Annotated in this window: 16 protein-coding genes; 12 read left to right on the top strand and 4 right to left on the bottom strand. The window is 41.9% G+C overall.

Features of this window, described 5'->3' with window-relative positions:
• Positions 1-21: 21 nt before the first annotated feature.
• The 4 genes from iolD to iolA are packed head-to-tail and all read right to left on the bottom strand — an operon-like array spanning position 22 to position 5,298.
• Positions 22-1,938, bottom strand: coding sequence for a 3D-(3,5/4)-trihydroxycyclohexane-1,2-dione acylhydrolase (decyclizing) (gene iolD, locus I6N95_RS09310; RefSeq protein WP_209526925.1), 1,917 nt, complete (start codon positions 1,936-1,938; stop codon positions 22-24).
• 25 nt (positions 1,939-1,963) lie between these two features.
• A complete protein-coding gene (gene iolC / locus I6N95_RS09305; protein WP_209526923.1) occupies positions 1,964-2,929 on the bottom strand; it encodes a 5-dehydro-2-deoxygluconokinase in 966 nt (321 codons plus the stop codon).
• A gap of 33 nt (positions 2,930-2,962) precedes the next feature.
• Complete coding sequence (gene iolB / locus I6N95_RS09300) at positions 2,963-3,778, bottom strand: 5-deoxy-glucuronate isomerase (RefSeq protein WP_209526921.1); 816 nt, start codon at positions 3,776-3,778, stop codon at positions 2,963-2,965.
• Between the two features lie 59 nt (positions 3,779-3,837).
• Positions 3,838-5,298 (bottom strand): methylmalonate-semialdehyde dehydrogenase, encoded by a 1,461-nt coding sequence (gene iolA / locus I6N95_RS09295; protein ID WP_209526918.1) that lies wholly within the window; start codon positions 5,296-5,298, stop codon positions 3,838-3,840.
• 422 nt (positions 5,299-5,720) lie between these two features.
• On the opposite strand from iolA, the gene I6N95_RS09290 reads away from it, so the two are divergent.
• The 12 genes from I6N95_RS09290 (at position 5,721) to I6N95_RS09235 (ending at position 19,604) form a co-directional block, all read left to right on the top strand.
• Positions 5,721-6,476, top strand: a complete 756-nt coding sequence (locus I6N95_RS09290) for a DeoR/GlpR family DNA-binding transcription regulator (protein WP_209526916.1) — start codon at positions 5,721-5,723, stop codon at positions 6,474-6,476.
• A 300-nt stretch (positions 6,477-6,776) separates the two neighbouring features.
• On the top strand, positions 6,777-7,733 hold the full coding sequence (locus I6N95_RS09285; protein ID WP_209526914.1) for a substrate-binding domain-containing protein: 957 nt from the start codon (positions 6,777-6,779) through the stop codon (positions 7,731-7,733).
• A 36-nt stretch (positions 7,734-7,769) separates the two neighbouring features.
• The gene (locus I6N95_RS09280) at positions 7,770-9,290 is read left to right on the top strand and encodes a sugar ABC transporter ATP-binding protein (protein ID WP_209526912.1); all 1,521 of its coding nucleotides are present in this window, start codon (positions 7,770-7,772) and stop codon (positions 9,288-9,290) included.
• 17 nt (positions 9,291-9,307) lie between these two features.
• Positions 9,308-10,321, top strand: a complete 1,014-nt coding sequence (locus tag I6N95_RS09275; protein ID WP_209526910.1) for an ABC transporter permease — start codon at positions 9,308-9,310, stop codon at positions 10,319-10,321.
• Positions 10,322-10,414: 93 nt separating this feature from the next.
• Positions 10,415-10,804 carry a tautomerase family protein gene (locus I6N95_RS09270; protein WP_209526908.1) on the top strand — a complete coding sequence of 130 codons (390 nt, stop codon included), beginning with the start codon at positions 10,415-10,417 and terminating at the stop codon, positions 10,802-10,804.
• Positions 10,805-11,259: 455 nt separating this feature from the next.
• Positions 11,260-11,784 (top strand): hypothetical protein, encoded by a 525-nt coding sequence (locus tag I6N95_RS09265; protein ID WP_209526906.1) that lies wholly within the window; start codon positions 11,260-11,262, stop codon positions 11,782-11,784.
• A gap of 540 nt (positions 11,785-12,324) precedes the next feature.
• Positions 12,325-13,878, top strand: a complete 1,554-nt coding sequence (locus tag I6N95_RS09260; RefSeq protein ID WP_209526903.1) for a PTS transporter subunit EIIC — start codon at positions 12,325-12,327, stop codon at positions 13,876-13,878.
• Positions 13,879-13,948: 70 nt separating this feature from the next.
• Positions 13,949-15,322: a class-II fumarase/aspartase family protein gene (locus I6N95_RS09255; RefSeq protein ID WP_209526901.1), complete on the top strand. Its 1,374-nt coding sequence runs from the start codon at positions 13,949-13,951 to the stop codon at positions 15,320-15,322.
• A 15-nt stretch (positions 15,323-15,337) separates the two neighbouring features.
• Entirely contained in the window at positions 15,338-16,099 is a 762-nt protein-coding gene (locus I6N95_RS09250) for a carbohydrate deacetylase (RefSeq protein ID WP_209526899.1), read from the top strand.
• A 69-nt stretch (positions 16,100-16,168) separates the two neighbouring features.
• On the top strand, positions 16,169-17,359 hold the full coding sequence (locus tag I6N95_RS09245; RefSeq protein WP_209526897.1) for an NAD(P)-dependent malic enzyme: 1,191 nt from the start codon (positions 16,169-16,171) through the stop codon (positions 17,357-17,359).
• 66 nt (positions 17,360-17,425) lie between these two features.
• On the top strand, positions 17,426-18,793 hold the full coding sequence (gene fumC / locus I6N95_RS09240; protein ID WP_209526895.1) for a class II fumarate hydratase: 1,368 nt from the start codon (positions 17,426-17,428) through the stop codon (positions 18,791-18,793).
• Between the two features lie 64 nt (positions 18,794-18,857).
• The gene (locus tag I6N95_RS09235) at positions 18,858-19,604 is read left to right on the top strand and encodes a MurR/RpiR family transcriptional regulator (protein ID WP_209526893.1); all 747 of its coding nucleotides are present in this window, start codon (positions 18,858-18,860) and stop codon (positions 19,602-19,604) included.
• Positions 19,605-19,662 lie beyond the last annotated feature (58 nt).

Genomic DNA, 19,662 nt, shown 5'->3' with positions numbered 1-19,662 from the left:
AAGTGAGGTTTTTACGGAGTCTCAATATTTTTTTGCTCGTTTAAGGCTAGCAGTTTTCTCTTGAAAGGCTGTTTGAATACTTTCTTTTTCAGCGACTTCTGCTACACCGACATGCCACCAAGCATCGTAGCCATCAGTCATCGTTTTAGGCAACACTTTGATGTCAATCAAGGTGGAAACCTGTTGTTTTTCAGCGTCGGCTAAGGCAGCTTTTAGCTCTGCATAAGTGTGAACCTCATAGGTTTTAGCCCCATAACCAGCTGCGACTTGAGCGTAGTTAATGACCATCGGCTGATTGGTGTCAACATCTTTTAGCTCTGTGTAAAAACTACCACTGCCATTGCTCATTTGTAAGTTATTAATACAACCGTAACCCGCGTTATCAAAGAGTAAGACGTTAATTTTTTGATGGTACTGAAGACTGGTAACCAGCTCCGTATGCAACATCATAAAACTGCCATCGCCAACCATGGCATAAACTTCTGTCGTAGGATGAGCTAACTTAGCGCCTAAGGCTCCAGCAATTTCATACCCCATGCAGGAATAACCGTATTCCACATGGTAGGTATTTGGTTCCGAACTTTGCCAAACTCTCTGTAAATCACCAGGAAGAGAGCCAGCAGATCCGACAATCACACTGTTTTGAGGAATCAGCTCATTGATCATGATCAATGCCTTGGTTTGAGTCATTTCAGTGTTTAGCGCATCAGCGTAAGCGATGAAGTCTGTTTGCGTAAAATGACCTGCAACTTCAGGTGTAAATTGTTCCCGATTAAAAGTAATATCTGCCAAACGTTGGCGCTCTATGCGCCATTCTTCTTGATAAAGGGCTAACTGATCGCCGTAAGCGGACAGGTAGTTCCCCAAATGTTTGTCCAATAATTCAAGGGTCGCCTTGGCATCACCGACGACTTGAAAGGCATCCAGCTTGTAAGCTTGGGTCCGACTGACGTTAATATTAACAAAGGAGGCTGTCTCGAAATTGAAAACTGACTTTGAACCAGTGGTAAAATCAGTATAACGGGTGCCGATTCCGATAATTAAGTCGGCCTTGGCCGCGGCTTTATTAGCCGCAAGATTACCCGTTACCCCAAGACCGCCGAGATTGTTCTTGAAAGATGACTCAACGGTTGATTTTCCGGCCTGTGTTTCGACTAAGGGAATCTGATGTTTTTCGGAAAGACTCATCAAGATATCGCGAGCCCCTGAATATTTAGCACCGCCCCCTACTACAATCAGCGGATAGTGACTGTCTTTTAATGCCTTGATCAGGCCCTTTAGTTCCCGTTCTGTAGGTGTGGAGCGATCCAAATAATGAACTCGTTCCTCAAAGAAGCTAATTGGGTAGTCGTAGGCTTCGCCTTCGACATCTTGTGACAAGCAGATCGTGACTGGACCAGAGGTTTCTGGATTAGTCAACACGTCAAAGGCGTGAATCAAACTAGACATTAGTTGTTCCGGTCGGGTGATCCGATCCCAGTAACGGGAGACCGGTTTTAAGGCATCATTGGTTGTAATCCCCCCACTGTGAGCCTGTTCAATTTGTTGTAGCACAGGATCAGGCTGTCTCGTTGCAAAGGTATCTCCCGGCAAGAGTAGCACAGGCAAGTTATTGGCTAAAGCCGTTCCGGCAGCAGGAACGAGGTTTGCCGCTCCTGGGCCGACGGAAGTGGTCACAGCGTAAATCTTCCGTCGTAATTGTTCTTTGCCATAAGCGATGGCAGCCAAGGCCATGCTTTGCTCGTTTTTGCCTTGGTAAATCTTCAAGTGGCCTGGATTTTGCTCCAAGGCTTGGCCGATGCCGAGAACATTACCATGGCCGAAGATGTTAAAGACACCTTCAACAAAGGGCGTTTTTTCCCCATCGATTTCAATATATTGCTGTTGGATAAAGTTGATTAAAGCTTGAGCCGTCGTTAAGCGAATCGTTTTTTCCATAATAACGTCCTTTCTGCAGTTACAATTAGTTCTGGTCCTGCTCCGCAATCAAGGCTTCAATTTCCAGAGCGGTGGGCATGGCTTCAGAGGAGCTGTGTTTACTGACCACAATCGCTGCCGAAGCGCTACCATATTTAAGTGCTGTTTCGATGCCTTTGCCGCTATTTAAGGCATACAGAAAAGCGGCCGCATAGGAATCGCCTGCACCAAAAGTTTTTAAGACTTTGGTTTTATAAGCTTTGCCTCGATAAGTATCCCCTTCTTTAGTATACGCATAGGAACCTTCAACTCCGTGTTTAATCACAATCAGTTCTGGTTGATGCTTAAATAGCTGGGCAATCGTGACATCATTTGCTCCATTCTCGCTATTTTCCATCATATCATACTCATCTCGTGTTCCGATAACGATGTCTGACTGTTGGGCCACCAAAGAATAGTAGATGGCGGTTTCGTCTTTAGTTTGCCAAGTATACGGGCGATAATCCAATTCAAAGACGATTTTGATCCCATTTTTACGGGCTAAGGTCACGGCTTTTAGAGTTGCCTCCCGTGAAGGGCTTTGGGCTAAGGCTGTGCCTGAGATGACCAATGAATGACTTTCTTTGAGATAGTCTTCGTCGATTTCATCAGGTCTTAAATATAAATCGGCGACTTGTTCGCGATACATTAAAATACTGCATTCCTCTGGGCTCAAGATTTCAGTAAAAGCCAAACCAGTTTTATGTCCTTCTTGATCAACGATCATATTACTTGTGTCGACACCTGCTTTAGCCATGTAGTGCTCGATAAAACGGCCGTGTTGATCATCAGGAATCTTGCCAATAAACCCAACCTTAAGTCCTAATTTAGCCGAACCAATGGCAATGTTCGCGGGTGAACCTCCAACGTATTTTGAGAATGTCATGGTTTCTTCCATGGGACGGTTGTATTCAACCGCGTTTAAATCAACACAAGCGCGACCTAAGGCAATCACATCGTATTTTTTTTGCATGAGTTTCTCCTTCTTTCTAAGTCTCAGTGAGGCTTATCTGTTTAAAATCCATTCATGATCGGGATCGTTGTGAAATTGCCACTTGCGAACAGGCCCAGCCATGATATTTAAGTAATAGCTCGTATAACCATCAGGTACGCCAACAGGATGATACCCTTTTGGCACAGCAACCACACTGCCGTTTTCAACACTCATGGTTTCATCCAATGAGCGGTCATCTGTGTAAACCCGTTGGAAGACAAAACCTTGTGGCGGATTTATTTCATGATAGTAGGTTTCTTCCAAGAGAGACTCTTCAGGCAGATTGTCTTGGTCGTGTTTATGAGGTGGGTAGCTTGAAAAATTACCACCTTCAGTATAAACTTCCACAACTAATAAGCGGTCTGCGATAGTGGAAGAGTCAGGTAAAATATTGTGAACCAGACGTTGATTGTTTAGGATGCCACGGGCTTCAGTAGTATTGTCCTTAGCAGGAATAAAGGTCAGTTCTTTTGTGACAGTCGTCGGTGAATAGCAAAGGATCACCTTTGCTTTTGTTTGACTGGTTACCGTAAACTGACTTTCCCTTGGCAGGTAAACACTATCGGTTGGCACCTTGTCAAAAACGGATTCTCGAGTGCCGATATCGGTAAACTGTTGGTCACCAGAAGTGAGGGTTGCCTTACCTGTCAAAATGACCGCGCAACATTCAAATTCAGTTAAAGTTTCCTGATAGCTGCCTCCGGCGGTTAGTTCAATCAATTTTAATTCGATATAGGCCAGCGGGGCATTGGTTTTAGTTATTTCTTGTAATAAAGTCACCCCAGGACTAAGTGCTTGTGGGTGTTGAGGGTATAAAAGCTTGCTCATGTCAAAGGAACTCCTTTTAGATTATTTGTTGAGAATGGGGGTTGCCCCCATTCAGAGTCTTAAATAGATGCTTTAGGATATCTAGCGGTCACCACTTTTTTGCGGGTATAGAAATCGACGCCGTCTTTGCCATTGGCGTGCAAGGTTCCGTAGAAAGAAGATTTCCATCCTGAAAATGGGAAGAAGGCCATCGGCGCCGGAACCCCTAGGTTAATTCCCAACATGCCCGCATCGATAGTTTCTCTAAAATAGCGAATGGCGGCGGCGTTATTTGTAAAGAGGCAAGCCCCATTGGCAAATTCAGATTTATTCGCCGTTGCGATGGCTTCTTTTAAGTCTTTAACACGAATGATTGACAGCAACGGTGCAAAGACTTCCTCTTGCCAAATCGTCATTTCCGTTGTCACATGGTCAAAAATAGTCGGTCCAACGAAAAAGCCTTCAGAAGGAATGTTTTCGCGGCCATCAGCTAATAATGTCGCCCCTTCAGCAATCCCTTTTTCAATGTAATCAAAAGTTCGCGTTTGGTTTTCTTTGCGAATGACTGGCCCCAAGAAGACGCCATCGTCCAGGCCGTTGCCCATTTTGACTTGCTTGATTTCCTTAACTAATTTGGCAATAAACGCGTCAGCAATGTCTTCCTCGACAGTTACCACAGCGGCAGCCATACAGCGTTCGCCAGCCGAACCAAAAGCTGCCCCAATAATATTAGTGACCGTATCGTCTAAATCGGCATCCTTCAGGACGATGCTGTGGTTTTTGGCACCTGTTAGAGATTGGACGCGTTTTAAATGCTGGCTGCCTTTTTTGTAGATATACTCCCCGACAGCTTTGGAACCAACAAAGGAAATCGCTTTTATTTCAGGATGTTCCAGTATACCGTTGACAATATCATGAGCCCCATAAACCACATTAAAGACCCCTTTAGGTAAGCCAGCCTCTGTAAATAGCTCAACTAACTTTTCTGTTAACAAAGGCGTTCGTTCAGAAGGTTTTAGAATAAAACTATTCCCACAAGCGATCGCCATCGGAAACATCCAACAAGGAACCATCATCGGGAAATTGAAGGGGGTAATGCCACCAACAATCCCAATCGGGTAACGGTAGTTAACAGCTTCAACATCTGTCGCAATTGAAGAAAGTGAATCTCCCATCATTAAGGATGGCGCACCTGCCGCAAATTCGACATTTTCTAACCCTCTCTGAACTTCACCTAAGGCTTCTTTCGTATTTTTGCCATTTTCAATCGTAATTAGCCGGGCTAGTTCTTCGGCGTTTTTGGCAATTAATTGTTGGAAACTAAAGAGAATTCGCGCTCTTCTTGGAACAGCCACCTCTTTCCATAATTCAAAGGCCGTTGCAGCGGCTTGCGTGGCGGCTTCTAAATCTTCTTTGGTAGACAAGGGAACTTGGCAAATAATTTCACCAGTGGCTGGATTAAGCACATCTTCGTAGACTGTTGTAGCACTGGCCACCCATTCACCGTTGATATAGTTCTTTAACTTTCTTGGTTCCGTCATATCATTTCCTCCTTGAACAGCTTTCTAAATCCATGAGCTCCGACAACTAGTAGTCCATTGGGGAGAGATGTCAATTTAGAAAACTAGGCTTATTTTTAGATAACAACAAAAGAGGTTTTGGTTCTCTTTTGGTCATGTCTTGGTTACATGTTATCGCTAAAAAGGGAAATAGTCAATCTTTTTTTCTAAGATGATTGTAACATTTTTATGATTACTTCACTAGGTAAAATCGGCCTAAAAGAAAGGAATCGGGTTGTGTTGGTTGAGTTATAAAGAAAGGACAATAGCCCCTCAAGAATTATCAATTGATTAACTCTTGGTCATGTGTTATATTTTATACGTGTTAAAAGTGAAACAAGCTTAGAGTGAAAAAGACACTAAACAGGGGAATAAGCTGATAAAAAAAGGAAAGGAGGCAGAGTATGAAAGTTCAACGAATTCATGAAATTGAATCCTACGTCAAACGCCAAGGCGCTGCGTCTTTAAATGAGTTATGTGAGGCATTTGACGTGTCAAAAAATACAATCAGAAGAGATACTAACTATCTAATAAAAAAAGGGTTGTTTGAAAAAGTTTACGGTGGGGTTGTGCTTAAAGAGGACAACTTAGTCTCATTTGAGAACCGTCAAATAAAAAACCAAGAGGAAAAGCGATTGATTGGTAAAGAAGCGGCCAAGTTAATTGAAGAGGATGACTTGATTTATGTCGATTCAGGTACGACCACTAAGTATCTCATGGAGTTTGTGCCACCGGATATGAGTTTCACCGTGGTGACCAATAATTTGGATGTGATCAATACGGCAGCTCAATTGGAAAATATTCAACTGCTAGTTGTCGGCAGCAAATACAAACGTAAAACCCGCTCCTTTATTGAGATGCAGAATCATCAAATTTTGCAAAATTTTAACATTAATAAAGCTTTTATGGCGGCAACGGGCTTAACCTTACAAAATGGTCTGACGAACTCAGATATGTTGGAAACTCAAATAAAGAAAGTGATTTGTGAGAAGGCCAGTCAGATTTACGTGATGGTTGATGCTAGTAAATTTGGTCATTCCACCTTGTTGACCTATGCTCAGTTAGATGAGATTGATGCAATTATTAGTGGTGGAGCGATTAGCAAAGAATATCTCAGCTATTTTAAACAACAAAATATTGATTTACATACTGCTTATTGATTGTTCAATAGGCAGTTTTTTTCACTAACAAATGCATAAAATCTATTTGTTTAATAAAGGAGTTTAGTGTGAGTTAGTGAAAAAAATAAAAATATCTCTTGACTATCACTCAAAATGCAACTAAAATGTAATCAATACTTACTCATTATGTTAGCAAGCAGATGAGACAGACGTCAGTTTGCTTATTACCTAACTAAATATGTAAGAGCTTACTTTTGGGAGGGAAGAGACGTGTTGTGAAAAGTGATCTGAAACAGCATTTGAAGATGTAAGTTAACAAAAATTTAGGAGGAACAGTCAATGAAAAAAATAGTCAAGTTTATTGGTGTTTTGTTTGTAAGCCTTTTCTTGGTAGCGTGTGGATCAAATGAAAAAGATGCAGGAGATAATTCAAAAGAGCAAATCGGTTATGCCATCAACAACTTGAACGATACCTTTCAAACGTACATTTTGGACGCTGCCAAAGCGAGTGCTAAGGAAAATGACTATGGCATTCGTGTTGAAAATGCTAAAGAAGATTTAATCGCACAACAAGATCAGGTCAATACTCTTATTCAAAATGGAGTTAAGGCGTTAGTCGTCGTACCGGTTGACACAAGCGCCATGGAGCCTATTACGAAGGCTGCTCAGGAAGCGAAGATTCCTTTGGTTTATGTTAACCGTAACCCTTATGCCGGTAAAGAAAAAGACATGCCAAAAGACGTTTATTATGTCGGCTCAGAAGAAATTACCGCAGGCATCATGCAGATGGAATTTGTTGGCAAAGAGTTAGATGGTGAAGGAAAGATTGCTGTTTTAATGGGCATCTTAGGCAATGAAGGTGCGATGAAACGTACTGAAGGCGTAGAAGAAACGATGAAAGATCAGTTCCCTAAGATGGAGATCCTCAATAAAGAAACGGCGGAATGGCAGAGAGATAAAGCTTTAGCTGTTGCTGAGAACTGGATTTCTACTTATGGAAAAGATCTTAAAGCGATCGTCGCTAATAACGATGAAATGGCTTTAGGAGCTGTGCAAGCTGCTAAGAAAAATAATCGATCAGACATTATTATCACAGGGGTAGACGCTATTCCAGATGCGTTAGATGCTGTTGAAAATGGTGAGTTAGCGGCAACGGTTTTCCAAGATGCTGTCGGTCAGGGCTCTGGTGCTATCACTATTTTGTCAGAAGCACTCGGCGGTAAAGCACCGAAAGATCAAGTTACTTACGTCCCATTCAAGTTAATTACCAGTGAAAATGTCAGTGAGTTTAAATAACCTATTAGCTGATAGGCGTGAAAAGAGGGATGATAAATGAGTCATGATGATTATATGTTAGTGTTGGAAAACATGAGCAAAGAGTTTCCAGGTGTGAAAGCCTTAGACAACGTCCAATTAAAAATTAAACCAGGCGAAGTCCACGCCTTGATGGGAGAAAATGGTGCCGGTAAATCGACTTTGATGAAATGCATTATTGGGATGTATACCCCTACTTCAGGAAAGATTTGGTTCAATGGGAAATACATCACCAATTACACGATTATTCAAGCCTTAAACATGGGAATTTCAATGATTCATCAAGAACTGAGTCCGGTCATGGAAAAAAGTGTTATGGAAAATATATGGCTGGGACGAGAACCTAAAAATAAACTAGGGTTGATCGATCATAAAGAAATGTATCAGATGACCTTGGATGTGCTAGAACGAGTCAACGTTAACATCAATCCTAAGCGTTTGATGAAAGAATTGACTGTTGCCAATATGCAGATGATAGAGATGGCCAAAGCCATCTCCTACGACGCCAAAGTCATCATCATGGATGAACCAACCTCGTCTTTAACTGAGCGGGAAATAAAACAGTTATATAAAATTATTCGGCAGCTGAAAGAAGAAGGGCGAAGTATCATCTATATTTCTCATAAGCTCGATGAAATTCGTGAAGTTTGCGATCAATTAACTATCTTCCGCGATGGCAAATACATTACTCAGCGAGCAGTAGCTGAGACCACCGAACAGGAAATGATTAATTTAATGGTAGGCCGTGATATTGATCAGCTCTTTCCTAAAGGGAAAACGGAAATTGGCGAGGTTAAATTTTCAGTGGAAAACCTGTCTAACGGCAAAGATTTTTTTGATATCACCTTTGATGTCAAAGAAGGGGAAATCCTAGGGTTTGCTGGTTTAGTTGGCGCGGGTCGTTCTGAAGTGATGGAAGCCATTTTTGGTGTAAGAAGTAAGACCTCAGGAAATATTCGTTTAAATGGTCAGCCCTTAGTCATTAAAACAGCCGCAGATGCCGTTAAAAATAAATTGGCATTTTTGACGGAAGATCGTCGTAAAACGGGCATTTTTCCAATGTTATCCGTTAGTTATAACATTGTGTCCAGTTCAATCGAGTCATTTAAAAATAAAGCAGGTTTGTTGAATAATAAACGGCTAGATGATGAAGCCATGAATTATATCGACACACTAAATGTTAAAACCCCTTCCTATAAAACGGCCATTCGTAATTTAAGTGGAGGGAATCAACAAAAAGTGCTAATTGCCAAATGGTTACTGACTAAACCAGATGTCTTGATTTTGGATGAGCCGACACGAGGCATTGATGTAGGAGCTAAAGCAGAAATTCATCGCAATATCTCGACGATGGCTTACACGGGGAAAAGCATTATTATGGTGTCGTCTGAGTTGCCAGAAATACTGGGAATGAGTGACCGGATTGTGGTTATGCATGAAGGTCGTATTACAGGTATTTTAGACAATAAAAATTTAACTCAAGAAGATATCATGCTGTATGCCAGTGGCATAAAAAATGATTTTTCTGAAAAAAGCTAAAGTGGAGGGCATAATAAATGGAAGAAAGTAATAAAGCGCTGATGAAACAAAACTCACAATTAACCCGCAAGGAATTTATTCAGAAATATTTAATTATTTTTGTGTTAATTGCCATGTTTGTTGTTTTAACAGGGATGAACAGTAATTTTTTAACTTTAAACAATATTTTAAACCTATTGACCCAAACGTCAATTTACGGTATTTTAGCTCTTGGTTTATTTATTGCCTTAGTTTCCAAAGGCATTGATTTATCAGTTGGTTCAACCTTAGCCTTTGCTGGGATTATGGTGGGAACTATTAGTCAAACGAAAGATGCAGTGGACAAGATCTTTCCTTCTTTAGGACAGTCTCCTTTAATTGTGACCATCGTGTTAGCGTTAATCATTGGTGGTGTCATCGGGTTGATTAACGGTTCACTGATTGCCTATACAGGAATTCCACCCTTTATCGCCACCTTAGGAACCCAAATCGCCGTTCGTGGCGCGGCATTGATGGTTTCAAACGGTAAACCTGTTAGTAATATTAACCCGCAAATTAATTTGTTAGGAGATCGCCTCTTTGGCTTTTTGCCAGTTCCCGTTCTGATTTATATTGCAGTCATTATTTTTATGGCTGTTTTGATGAATTATACCTCATTTGGGAAGAGTATTTATGCCATCGGCGGCAATATCGAAGCAGCAGAAATCTCTGGTATTAAAGTGAAACGTAATATCGTCTTGGTTTATGTGATATCAGGTGTCTTAGCAGGAATCTCATCCTTGATTTATATCGGGCGGACAGGCGGTTCCATTCAACCAGCAGCTGGTACCATGTATGAAACAACAGCGATTGCCGCTGCTACCATTGGTGGAACGAGCCATAGTGGCGGGATAGGAACGGTTTGGGGCGTTGTTGTCGGGGCTCTGATTTTGGGAACACTAACCAATGGTTTCACATTATTAGGTATCGATGCCTATGTGCAACAAATTATTCAAGGGCTGATTATTGTCGGCGCTGTTGTCTTAGATATGAGAAAAAATAGAAAAGCTTAGAGATGAGAACATCACGAAAGAGGGCGAAAGTGGCCTTCTTTTGTTGGTGTTTCTCGCTTTTATAAGTTTAGAAACTTTTAGGAGTGTGCAGGTATGCCAATGATTCATTTTGATGTCTATAAAGGAAGAACGCCTAAAGAAATTGTCCACTTGTTGAAGGTGGCCCACGAAGTCTTTGTGGAAGTCCTGGAGATTCCGGAAGGTGATCGTTATCAAATTGTCACACAACACGAGCCATATGAAATGATTATTCAAGATACGGGACTAGGGTTTAGCCGCAGCGAGCAAGTTGTTGTGATTTCCGTCTTTAGTAAAGAGCGAACTGAAGGGCAAAAGAAACGATTGTATCGTCAATTAACGGACGCCTTGCAGGCGAAATGTGGCATTTCACCGCAAGACGTGATGATCTCGTTCTTTATTAACCATGAGGCTGACTGGAGTTTTGGATTTGGTCGGGCTCAGTTTTTAACAGGGGAATTGTAAAAGCGGAAGTTAAATATATCTTCTAAACTAATCGGACAGATAGTTCCAGAATCATAAGGATTATTTAGTCGCAACGTTGCCATATTAAGTGGTGGATTATGTCATAAACGAGTAAAGCCCCTTATCACAAGGGGTTTTTGTTTTGGAGAGTGTTGGAGATAGGCAAGGTAACTGCAGATAGCAAAGGTCTGTCGTCAGTTTAGTTTGTGGATGCTTCTTCAATGGTACCTACCGTTGAAGAAGCCATATTAAATAAAGAGGCAAGTGACAGATATACAATCTGGAACTTTTTTTAAAAAGTATTCAACCACGAGGGGGACGGACTACTTGGGATAATCGTATTTATGCTGACTTTTCGATTAAATAACGATCCATATTAGAAAAAATCTATAAAATAAAGATCAACTGTTGTATACTTAATCCGCTGTATTTATTTTAAAGGTGGTGCGAATAGATTGAAAAATAGATGGATTTGGATAGGAATTATAATGATAGTGATAATTGGAGTGGGAGGGAAACTCTATATGGATAAAAGAGCAAAAGAAAAACAACAAGAAGACTTACATGATATACAAGTAGATTTAGCTTATTATATATTTAATAATTATCAGCTTTATACAGTAGATGTCGAAAAAGATAAGAAATTAAATCAAGAATATAATCATGGAAATGGAACGTTGACTACTGCTGATTTTTTAAGGGAATCAGATGAATTAAAGGAATATTCAAAGGTTGAAAAAATAGAATTCACAGGCTTTTCAGTGGGACCGATGAATAATTTAGAAGTCCATTATACGATAAATGATGTGATTAATAAGGAAACGTCATTGGATACCATCTCAGCTGAAACGAATAAATTTCTCTATGGCATTGGAGAGCATTCTGGTGAAGGTCCCTATTATTTAGAAAAGAAAAAAAATGCTACCAATTTGTCTATTCCTGATGATTTAGTGGTCTATTATCATGGAGGAATTGATTAATGGATCAAAATAAGAAACTATTTCAAAATGTTAGATAACTTTTAAAACATAGAATTACATAGCTCGGAGTCAGAGTAACTGACAAAACCACGAATGAAAAGGATATGTCGATTTTAATCTGGTCTATTATTTTTTATAATCTGGGTGCAGTAAGATAGTTAAGTTTGTTTGGAAAACAATGTTTTTAGTGTAATAACCCAAGTCTTTAGTATCTGTTTTAACATCCGCAGCTTAATTTTTCAACTCTGTTACAGGCATGCTTACTCGATTTTTCTTTTTGACTTATACTTACGTCTGTGTGAAAGCAAGTGATTTTTTCGGTATAAAATTTAATGTCGTCCCTAAGTCAACACGGTTATCCATGTTGGCTTTTTTAGATGATCACTTTTCTAAAATGACCCAGGTCATTTTCTCTGACCTATGTCAGTCGAAATAAATTGATAACGCTTTTTCTTTATTATGCTTTAATGCTAAGATATGGCTATCAATTAAAAGTCCAACCTGTTAACTCAGATGAGGCTGTGGAAAAGGAGTTTGAGAATGAGTAAAAAAGGGAAATTTGGTGATTCGCTTCAAAAGTTTGGGCGAACGCTGTTGTTGCCAATTGGTGTTTTAGCACCTGTCGGCATGATTTTAGGAATCAGCGGGGCATTGGTTCAGCCTTACATGATTGAGCGGTTTGCTTTTTTAGGAAATGACAGTGTTAATGCAATTCTCTTGAGCATTCGTACCATTGCTAGTGCTATTTTTGATAATATTCCCTTATTGTTTGCCATGGGTGTGGCTTATGGCATGAGCAAGCGGGATAAAGGGATTTCGGTTTTTGCAGCAACGGCGGGCTATTTAACCCTGATTGTGACCATGAATGTCTGGTTGACCTTAACGGGCAACATGGCAGATCCAGAAGTCATGACTCAACTGGGACAGATTAGCGTCTTGGGGATTCAAACGATGAACATCAGTGCGGCAGGTGGGATTGTCACTGGTTTAGTGGCAGCTTGGGCGACGGATAAGTTTTATAATTTGGAATTGCCAACAGCATTTGCCTTCTTTTCTGGTAAAAAATCAGTGCCGATTATTACGATTGGTGTGATGATTGGCATCGGGCTGATCTTGCCCTTTATCTGGTCCTTTTTTGTCAGTGTGTTGATGCGCTTGTCTGTGGTTTTTTTAAGTGTTGTTGGGCCATTCTTTACTGCCGCAGGCGAACGTTTATTTATTCCGTTTGGCTTACACCACGTGTGGAATGTCCTCTTTAGGTTTACGGAAGCTGGCGGTACTTATGTAATTGACGGTGAAACCTTTGTTGGGGTCGTACCAGCGATGAACGAGGTGCTCTTTAATCAAGGTCCAAACAGTGAATACTGGGCAATGATGCCAGATTTGTCTCGTTTTATGGCTCAGCAACAAATGTTAGTAACCCTGTTCTTATTCCCAGCGATTGCCTTGGCGATGTATCGGACAGCGAAAGTTGAAAATCGTCCTGTGGTTAAGTCGATGTTAATTACGATGGTCTTAACGGCGATGCTGGGCAATGTCACAGAGCCTTTGGAGTTTACGTTCGTCTTTTTAGCGCCATTGTTGTACGTACTATACGCTTGTATTGTCGGGGTCGGCGCTGTGCTGTTATCACTGGCAGGGGTGGCCATTGGTTATATTCGCGGAACGATTTTTGATTTTGCAATCTTTGGTTTGTTGTACGAGAAGTCTAATTGGATCTTCTTAGTGATCATCGGTGTAGTCTTGGCTGTTATTACCTACTTTATTTTTTACTGGGCGATTGTTAAATTTGACATTAAAACACCTGGCCGAGAAGAAGAGCAAAGCTTAGACAATACCTTGATTAAGGAGAAACGGTATGGTGAAATTGCCGATATTGTGGTGGCTGCTTTAGGTGGGAAGGACAACATTACCTCAGTTGAGAATTGCATCACCCGTTTGCGGATTGATGTGACAGATGTCAACGTCATCAATAAAGACTTATTGCAGACGTCCGGTTGTACCGGGTTCTTTTTCCCAGCTGCTAAACACATTCACATCGTCTACGGTCCTTTAGTGGAATTTGTGCGAAACGCAGTCGATGAAAAACTATAAACAATGTATAAGAAAAGCAGGTTCGAGGGATCCCTCGAACCTGACTGGTTAACTATAGGAGGAAATACAGATGAGAGCATTATACGATTCAAAAAGCAAAACGATGGATGATCGAGGAATAAAGGCCTTATTTAGCCAAGAGGCAAAATACAATGCCTGGTTGCTCTTTGAGTCAGCCCTTGCTCAAGCCCAAGCGGAAGCAGGGTTTATTCCCGAACAAGCCGCCAAAGATATTGCCGAAGCGGCGAAGATTGACAACATTGATTTTGAAGAGATGGACCGAATTTACCGCCAAATTGGCCATGGCTTTGTGCCCTTTTTAAAAGTATTGGTAAAGGCTTGTCCAGAGGAAAGCGGCAAATACGTCCATTACGGCATTACCACGCAAAATATTCAACAAAGCTCACAGCTGTATATGGTGAAAAATGTTCACCATAAGTACATGCATATTTTAGGGGAGATTATCGCCAATTTAAGCCAACTAGCAGAGGATAATAAAGAGGCTGTTATGGCTGGACGGACTCATGGTCGTCATGCGATTCCGATTACCTATGGCTATAAAGTCTCTGTGTGGCTCAGCGATTTTATTGAGTGTTACGAACGGATGCAAGAAGTCGAGAAGCGGATGTTTAAAATTATGATGGGCGGCGCTGTGGGAACCTTTAGCTCCATGCCGGAAGTCGGTCCACAAGTTCAAGAACGGGTAGCCGAACTAACGGGGATGTATTCCATGGAAGTGCCCTCACGAAATTTAAGCACCCACAAAGTAGAATACATGATGAACTTGGCTTTAATGGCCAATATCTGCCATAAAATTGGCGAAGAAGTCTACAGTACAACCTTAGAAGAAATTGCCGAAGTGTCAGAAGGGTTCAGCAAAGGGACCGTGGGCAGTAGCACCATGCCGCATAAAATCAACCCGAAATTAGCCAAAGGGATTATTGCTAACTCTCAGAAGCTCTATGCTTTGCCAGGGGTCGGTATGTATTCAGCAGTCCGTCCCTATGAAGGCGATAGCAGTTCTTATATGTTGTTTGACGGTATTTTGGAAGAGGCCTTGGAATTGACGACGGAAGTTTTATTGCGTTGTGAAGAACTAACCCGAACCATCGTCCCTCATAAAGAGCGGATGTTGCACAATGTCAGACGCAATAAAGGCTTGGATAATAGTGAGTATGTCATGATGAAATTGTCGGAAAAACTAGGCAAAGATCAAGCCCACTCTTTGATGTATGAGATCGCCATGAAGACGGCTGATGAAGGGGAAGATTTCTATACGAATTTAATGGCTAACCCATTGATCGCCAGCGAGTTTTCAGAAGAGGAAGTCAAAGGTATGATTGACCCGCGGAACTATATTGGGTTATCGGTGGAACTAGCGGAAAAAGAAGCCGCCCGTGGTCGACTGGTGGCAGCGGCAATCGCTAAAGCTTACCCTAATTAAGAAAAGGTGGTCAACATGACAAAATTAGTCATCAATGCCGATGATTTCGGCTATTCCCCTGGGGTGAATTATGGCATCATCGACAGCCATCAACAAGGGGTGCTAACGTCGACGACTTTAATGGCCAATATGCCGGGATTTGAGCATGCTGTGGCATTGAGTCACGCTACTCCCACTCTCGGCATTGGCGTTCATTTGTCCATGACCTGTGGAAGTCCAGTTTTAGGGAATGTGGAAGATTTGCTGCAAAAGAACGGTCAATTTAAATCATTAGCGGAACTAAAAGCGGCCCCTGATGACGTCAACTTAGATCAGCTATACGCAGAATGGGATGGGCAAATTAACAAGGTCAAGGAAGCGGGAATTCGACCGACTCATTTGGATTCTCATCACTACACCCATTCTTATGGAAATAACAGTCAGGTCATGGAGACTTTGGCAACGAGACACGGCTTGCCCTTGCGCAATTGTTTTGAGGTTAGGGAAAAATTAAAAGATCCTTCTCTAGCGCCAGCTTTGGCCTTTTGGAATCTTTTTAATTATCCCAGCATGAAAGATGTTTCGCTACCTTATGAGCGTGTCAAAGACCAGTTATTTGAGATCATTCAGAAAGATGGGGTGAGTTTTGGCCATCCAGGTTATGTGGATGCCAGATTGTGGTTAGGCTCTAGTTTTCATATAGCGCGCACCCGTGAAATTGAATTATTGTGTGATCCAGCCTTAAAAGAATTGTTAAAGGTACTCAATTACCAACTATGTTGTTATAATGAGTTATAGAAAGAGTCATGATCCTCTTCTAATGAAGAGGATTTTTTTGGGAGAAAAAAAGTGATAGGAGCTGGAAAAATGGACGTAAAAGCAGCGGCATTGAAGTTACACTCAGAGCACAAAGGAAAAATTTCGATTGAAAGTAAAGTATCAGTTAAAACCAATGAGGATTTAGCTTTGGCTTATACACCTGGCGTAGCGGAACCATGTAAGGTGATTGCGGAGCACCCAGAAGCGGTCTATGATTATACGGCGAAAGGCAATTTAGTCGGCTTGATCTCCGACGGCTCAGCGGTTTTAGGGATGGGCAATATCGGGCCAGAAGCGGCGATTCCTGTCATGGAAGGCAAGTCGATTTTATTTAAAGGATTTGCCAATATTGACACGATGCCTTTGTGTTTGGCAACCCAAGACACAGCGGAAATCATTAAAACAGTTCAATATTTAGCCCCATCTTTTGGCGGCATTAATCTGGAAGATATCTCATCACCGCGCTGTTTTGAAATTGAAAAAGTCTTAGATGAAACCTTGGATATTCCGGTTTTTCATGACGATCAACACGGCACAGCGATTGTTGTAGCGGCTGGGGTGATCAATGGCTTGAAGTTGGTCGGCAAGGATTTGTCGAAAATTAAGGTGGTTTTAAATGGCCCTGGCGCAGCCGGTACGGCAATTATCAAGATGCTTTTATCCATGGGCGTAACTCAGGCATTGATCTGTGACGAACACGGCATTTTAGCTGAGAATCGCCAAGGCCCACTAGATGACCATAAGCGAGAGCTGGCTATCTTAACTAATCCAGCCAATCTTCAAGGGGATTTAGGGACAGCGATTGTCGGGGCCGATGTTTTTGTCGGGGTTTCTGTAGCTGATGTGTTAACAGCGGAGATGGTTCAACAAATGGCGGCAGAGCCGATTGTTTTTGCTATGGCTAACCCAGTACCGGAAATCATGTATGAGGTAGCCAAAGCCAATGGAGTGAAAGTCATGGGCACTGGTCGCTCGGATTTTCCAAATCAAATCAACAATGTGTTGGCGTTTCCTGGAATTTTTAGAGGGGCCTTAGATGTCCGCGCCACAACCATTAACAAAGAAATGAAAATTGCCGCCGCTGAAGGCATTGCGGCTTTAATCGCTTCTGCTGATTTGCGGGAAGACTACATTATTCCCAGTCCTTTTGATCCGCGGGTGGTGGAGCAGGTGGCCGAGTATGTGTCCCAAGCAGCAGTTGCTACTGGCGTCAATCGTATACCACAAGAGAGACTATGACAATGCGGCAAGCTAATCGTGTGATCTGTGTGGCTTATTTTACGAGAGGTATAGGAGGAGAAGTGAATGACAGAGTATCGAATTGAAAGAGACTCCATGGGCGAGGTGCAGGTGCCAGTTGCGGCTTTATGGGGAGCCCAAACCCAGCGCAGTTTGGAAAATTTTGAGATTGGCCAGGAAAAGATGCCCATGGCCTTAGTCAAAGGTTTAATCGCCTTGAAAAAAGCCTGTGCGCAAGCTAATCTGGCGGAAGGCAAGTTAACCGCAGCTCAAGGACAGGCCATTGTGGGAGCTTGTGACAGTTTATTATCAAGCGATGAGTACGATCGTCAGTTTCCCCTTTGTTTATGGCAAACAGGCAGTGGCACTCAGACAAATATGAACGTTAACGAAGTGATTGCCAACTTAGCCAATCAACAGACGGCTCAAGGAATTCATCCAAACGATCATGTCAATATGTCTCAAAGTTCTAACGATGTTTTTCCAACCGCGATGCACATTGCGGCTTATCATCAGTTGCAACAAGGGTTAGTGCCGGAGATGAAACAGTGGCTGACTTTGTTAAAAGAGATGACAGTCAGCCATCAAGCTGTTCTGAAAATCGGTCGCACTCATTTACAAGATGCCACGCCCTTAACATTTGGTCAAGAAATCAGCGGGTGGCAAGGGATGATCGAAAACAGTTTGAAGGCGTTGACCGACAGTAGTCGCAGTTTATTGCCTTTGGCGATTGGCGGTACGGCAGTCGGAACGGGGATCAATGCTTCCCAAGAATTTGGTCAAAGAGTGAGCCAAAACTTAGCTAGTGCTTATGGGTATGAGTTTAGTAGCGACCCCAATAAATTTTTTGCCTTAACCAGCCATCAACCACTGTCATACGTTCACGGTAGCTTGCGCAGTTTGGCTAGTGACTTAATGAAAATCGCCAACGATATTCGTTGGCTAGCCAGTGGGCCACGTTGCGGCATTGGGGAAATAACAATTCCAAGTAATGAGCCAGGCAGTTCCATCATGCCAGGCAAAGTCAATCCCACTCAAGCAGAGGCGTTGACGATGATTGTCGCCCAAGTCATGGGAAATGATATGACGATTCAAGTGGCGGCTAGCCAAGGTAATTTTGAATTAAATGTTTTTAAGCCAGTGATTATCTACAATTATTTACAGACAGTCACCTTATTGACGGATGGAATGCGCTCATTTAGAGAGAAATGCCTCGTAGGATTAAGACCTAATCAAGAAGTGATGGGGCGATTATTAAGTGAGTCACTGATGCTTGTCACCGCCTTAAGTCCTTATATTGGCTATGAAAAAAGTGCGGAAATTGCCAAAAAGGCCTCTGTCGAAGGCACAACCTTAACAGAAGCGGCCTTGGCTTTAGGCTACGCTACGGCAAGTGAGTTAGAGGAGTGGTTGGACCCACGGCAGATGTTATAACAGCAGACGTCCCCCTTTTTTCCGTGCTATACTAGTGATAATAAATGAAATGAGGGATGAGCAAATGATTGATTTTTTAAGTAGTTATGGTGAATTGACGGTCAGTGAAAAAAAGGCCCTCACCTATATTATGGCCCATACCGAAGAAATTCCCTATTTGAATATCAATGATTTGGCTCAAGAAGCCTTTGTTTCGAAGACCGTTATTATCAATTTAACTCAGAAGTTAGGTTACAGTGGGTATAAAGAATTAAAATTTCATATTAACAGTGCGATTCGCCAGCAAAAACAAACGGAAGTTGGCGAGCGGGTTTCCACCCGAGAAAACCTCAGTCGCAGTATCGACAAAACGTTCTCCTTAGTTATTGATGAACAAGTCGCTGCCTGTGCCAACTTAATGCTGAACGCCAATAATATTTTTATTATGGCTCGCGGCACAAGTAAACCAGTCGGCTATTATTTGGAGCACTTGCTTTTTTCAATGGGGATGCACTGTATCTTTATTAAAGATTACAATTTATCGGAGTCCTTTACGAATCTAGTGACGGACAACGATGTGGTGATTTTGATGTCACTATCAGGCAACACTAAAAAAATCATTGAAACAGCCAAACAAGTTCACTTGAAAAAAGCTCAAATCATCAGCATGACCTCTTTTCAGTCGAATACCCTAGCCAGTTACGCGGATCAACAACTATACTGCCACACGGAAGACTTAGATACGAAACGAGATGACACGATTTCGCGGATTGGTTTTTTCTTGTTGGTGGATTTGTTAGTGGGGACTTTAAAGGAATTGCGTCATCAATAGGAGTTAAGTCAATCAAGGCCCAAGAGACTGCTATGTTTCTTGGGCCTTGATATATGGT

Origin of the sequence: Vagococcus allomyrinae, assembly GCF_017829975.1 — a bacterium.
GTDB classification, from domain to species: domain Bacteria; phylum Bacillota; class Bacilli; order Lactobacillales; family Vagococcaceae; genus Vagococcus_D; species Vagococcus_D allomyrinae.
This window is presented reverse-complemented; position numbering and strand designations above follow the sequence as displayed.

What these genes read in the sequence shown, in the direction of transcription:
- iolD (WP_209526925.1), bottom strand. Translation starts at nt 1,938, where the DNA reads ATGGAAAAAACGATTCGCTTAACGACGGCTCAAGCTTTAATCAACTTT.
- iolC (WP_209526923.1), bottom strand. Translation starts at nt 2,929, where the DNA reads ATGCAAAAAAAATACGATGTGATTGCCTTAGGTCGCGCTTGTGTTGAT.
- iolB (WP_209526921.1), bottom strand. Translation starts at nt 3,778, where the DNA reads ATGAGCAAGCTTTTATACCCTCAACACCCACAAGCACTTAGTCCTGGG.
- iolA (WP_209526918.1), bottom strand. Translation starts at nt 5,298, where the DNA reads ATGACGGAACCAAGAAAGTTAAAGAACTATATCAACGGTGAATGGGTG.
- I6N95_RS09290 (WP_209526916.1), top strand. Translation starts at nt 5,721, where the DNA reads ATGAAAGTTCAACGAATTCATGAAATTGAATCCTACGTCAAACGCCAA.
- I6N95_RS09285 (WP_209526914.1), top strand. Translation starts at nt 6,777, where the DNA reads ATGAAAAAAATAGTCAAGTTTATTGGTGTTTTGTTTGTAAGCCTTTTC.
- I6N95_RS09280 (WP_209526912.1), top strand. Translation starts at nt 7,770, where the DNA reads ATGAGTCATGATGATTATATGTTAGTGTTGGAAAACATGAGCAAAGAG.
- I6N95_RS09275 (WP_209526910.1), top strand. Translation starts at nt 9,308, where the DNA reads ATGGAAGAAAGTAATAAAGCGCTGATGAAACAAAACTCACAATTAACC.
- I6N95_RS09270 (WP_209526908.1), top strand. Translation starts at nt 10,415, where the DNA reads ATGCCAATGATTCATTTTGATGTCTATAAAGGAAGAACGCCTAAAGAA.
- I6N95_RS09260 (WP_209526903.1), top strand. Translation starts at nt 12,325, where the DNA reads ATGAGTAAAAAAGGGAAATTTGGTGATTCGCTTCAAAAGTTTGGGCGA.
- I6N95_RS09255 (WP_209526901.1), top strand. Translation starts at nt 13,949, where the DNA reads ATGAGAGCATTATACGATTCAAAAAGCAAAACGATGGATGATCGAGGA.
- I6N95_RS09250 (WP_209526899.1), top strand. Translation starts at nt 15,338, where the DNA reads ATGACAAAATTAGTCATCAATGCCGATGATTTCGGCTATTCCCCTGGG.
- I6N95_RS09245 (WP_209526897.1), top strand. Translation starts at nt 16,169, where the DNA reads ATGGACGTAAAAGCAGCGGCATTGAAGTTACACTCAGAGCACAAAGGA.
- fumC (WP_209526895.1), top strand. Translation starts at nt 17,426, where the DNA reads ATGACAGAGTATCGAATTGAAAGAGACTCCATGGGCGAGGTGCAGGTG.
- I6N95_RS09235 (WP_209526893.1), top strand. Translation starts at nt 18,858, where the DNA reads ATGATTGATTTTTTAAGTAGTTATGGTGAATTGACGGTCAGTGAAAAA.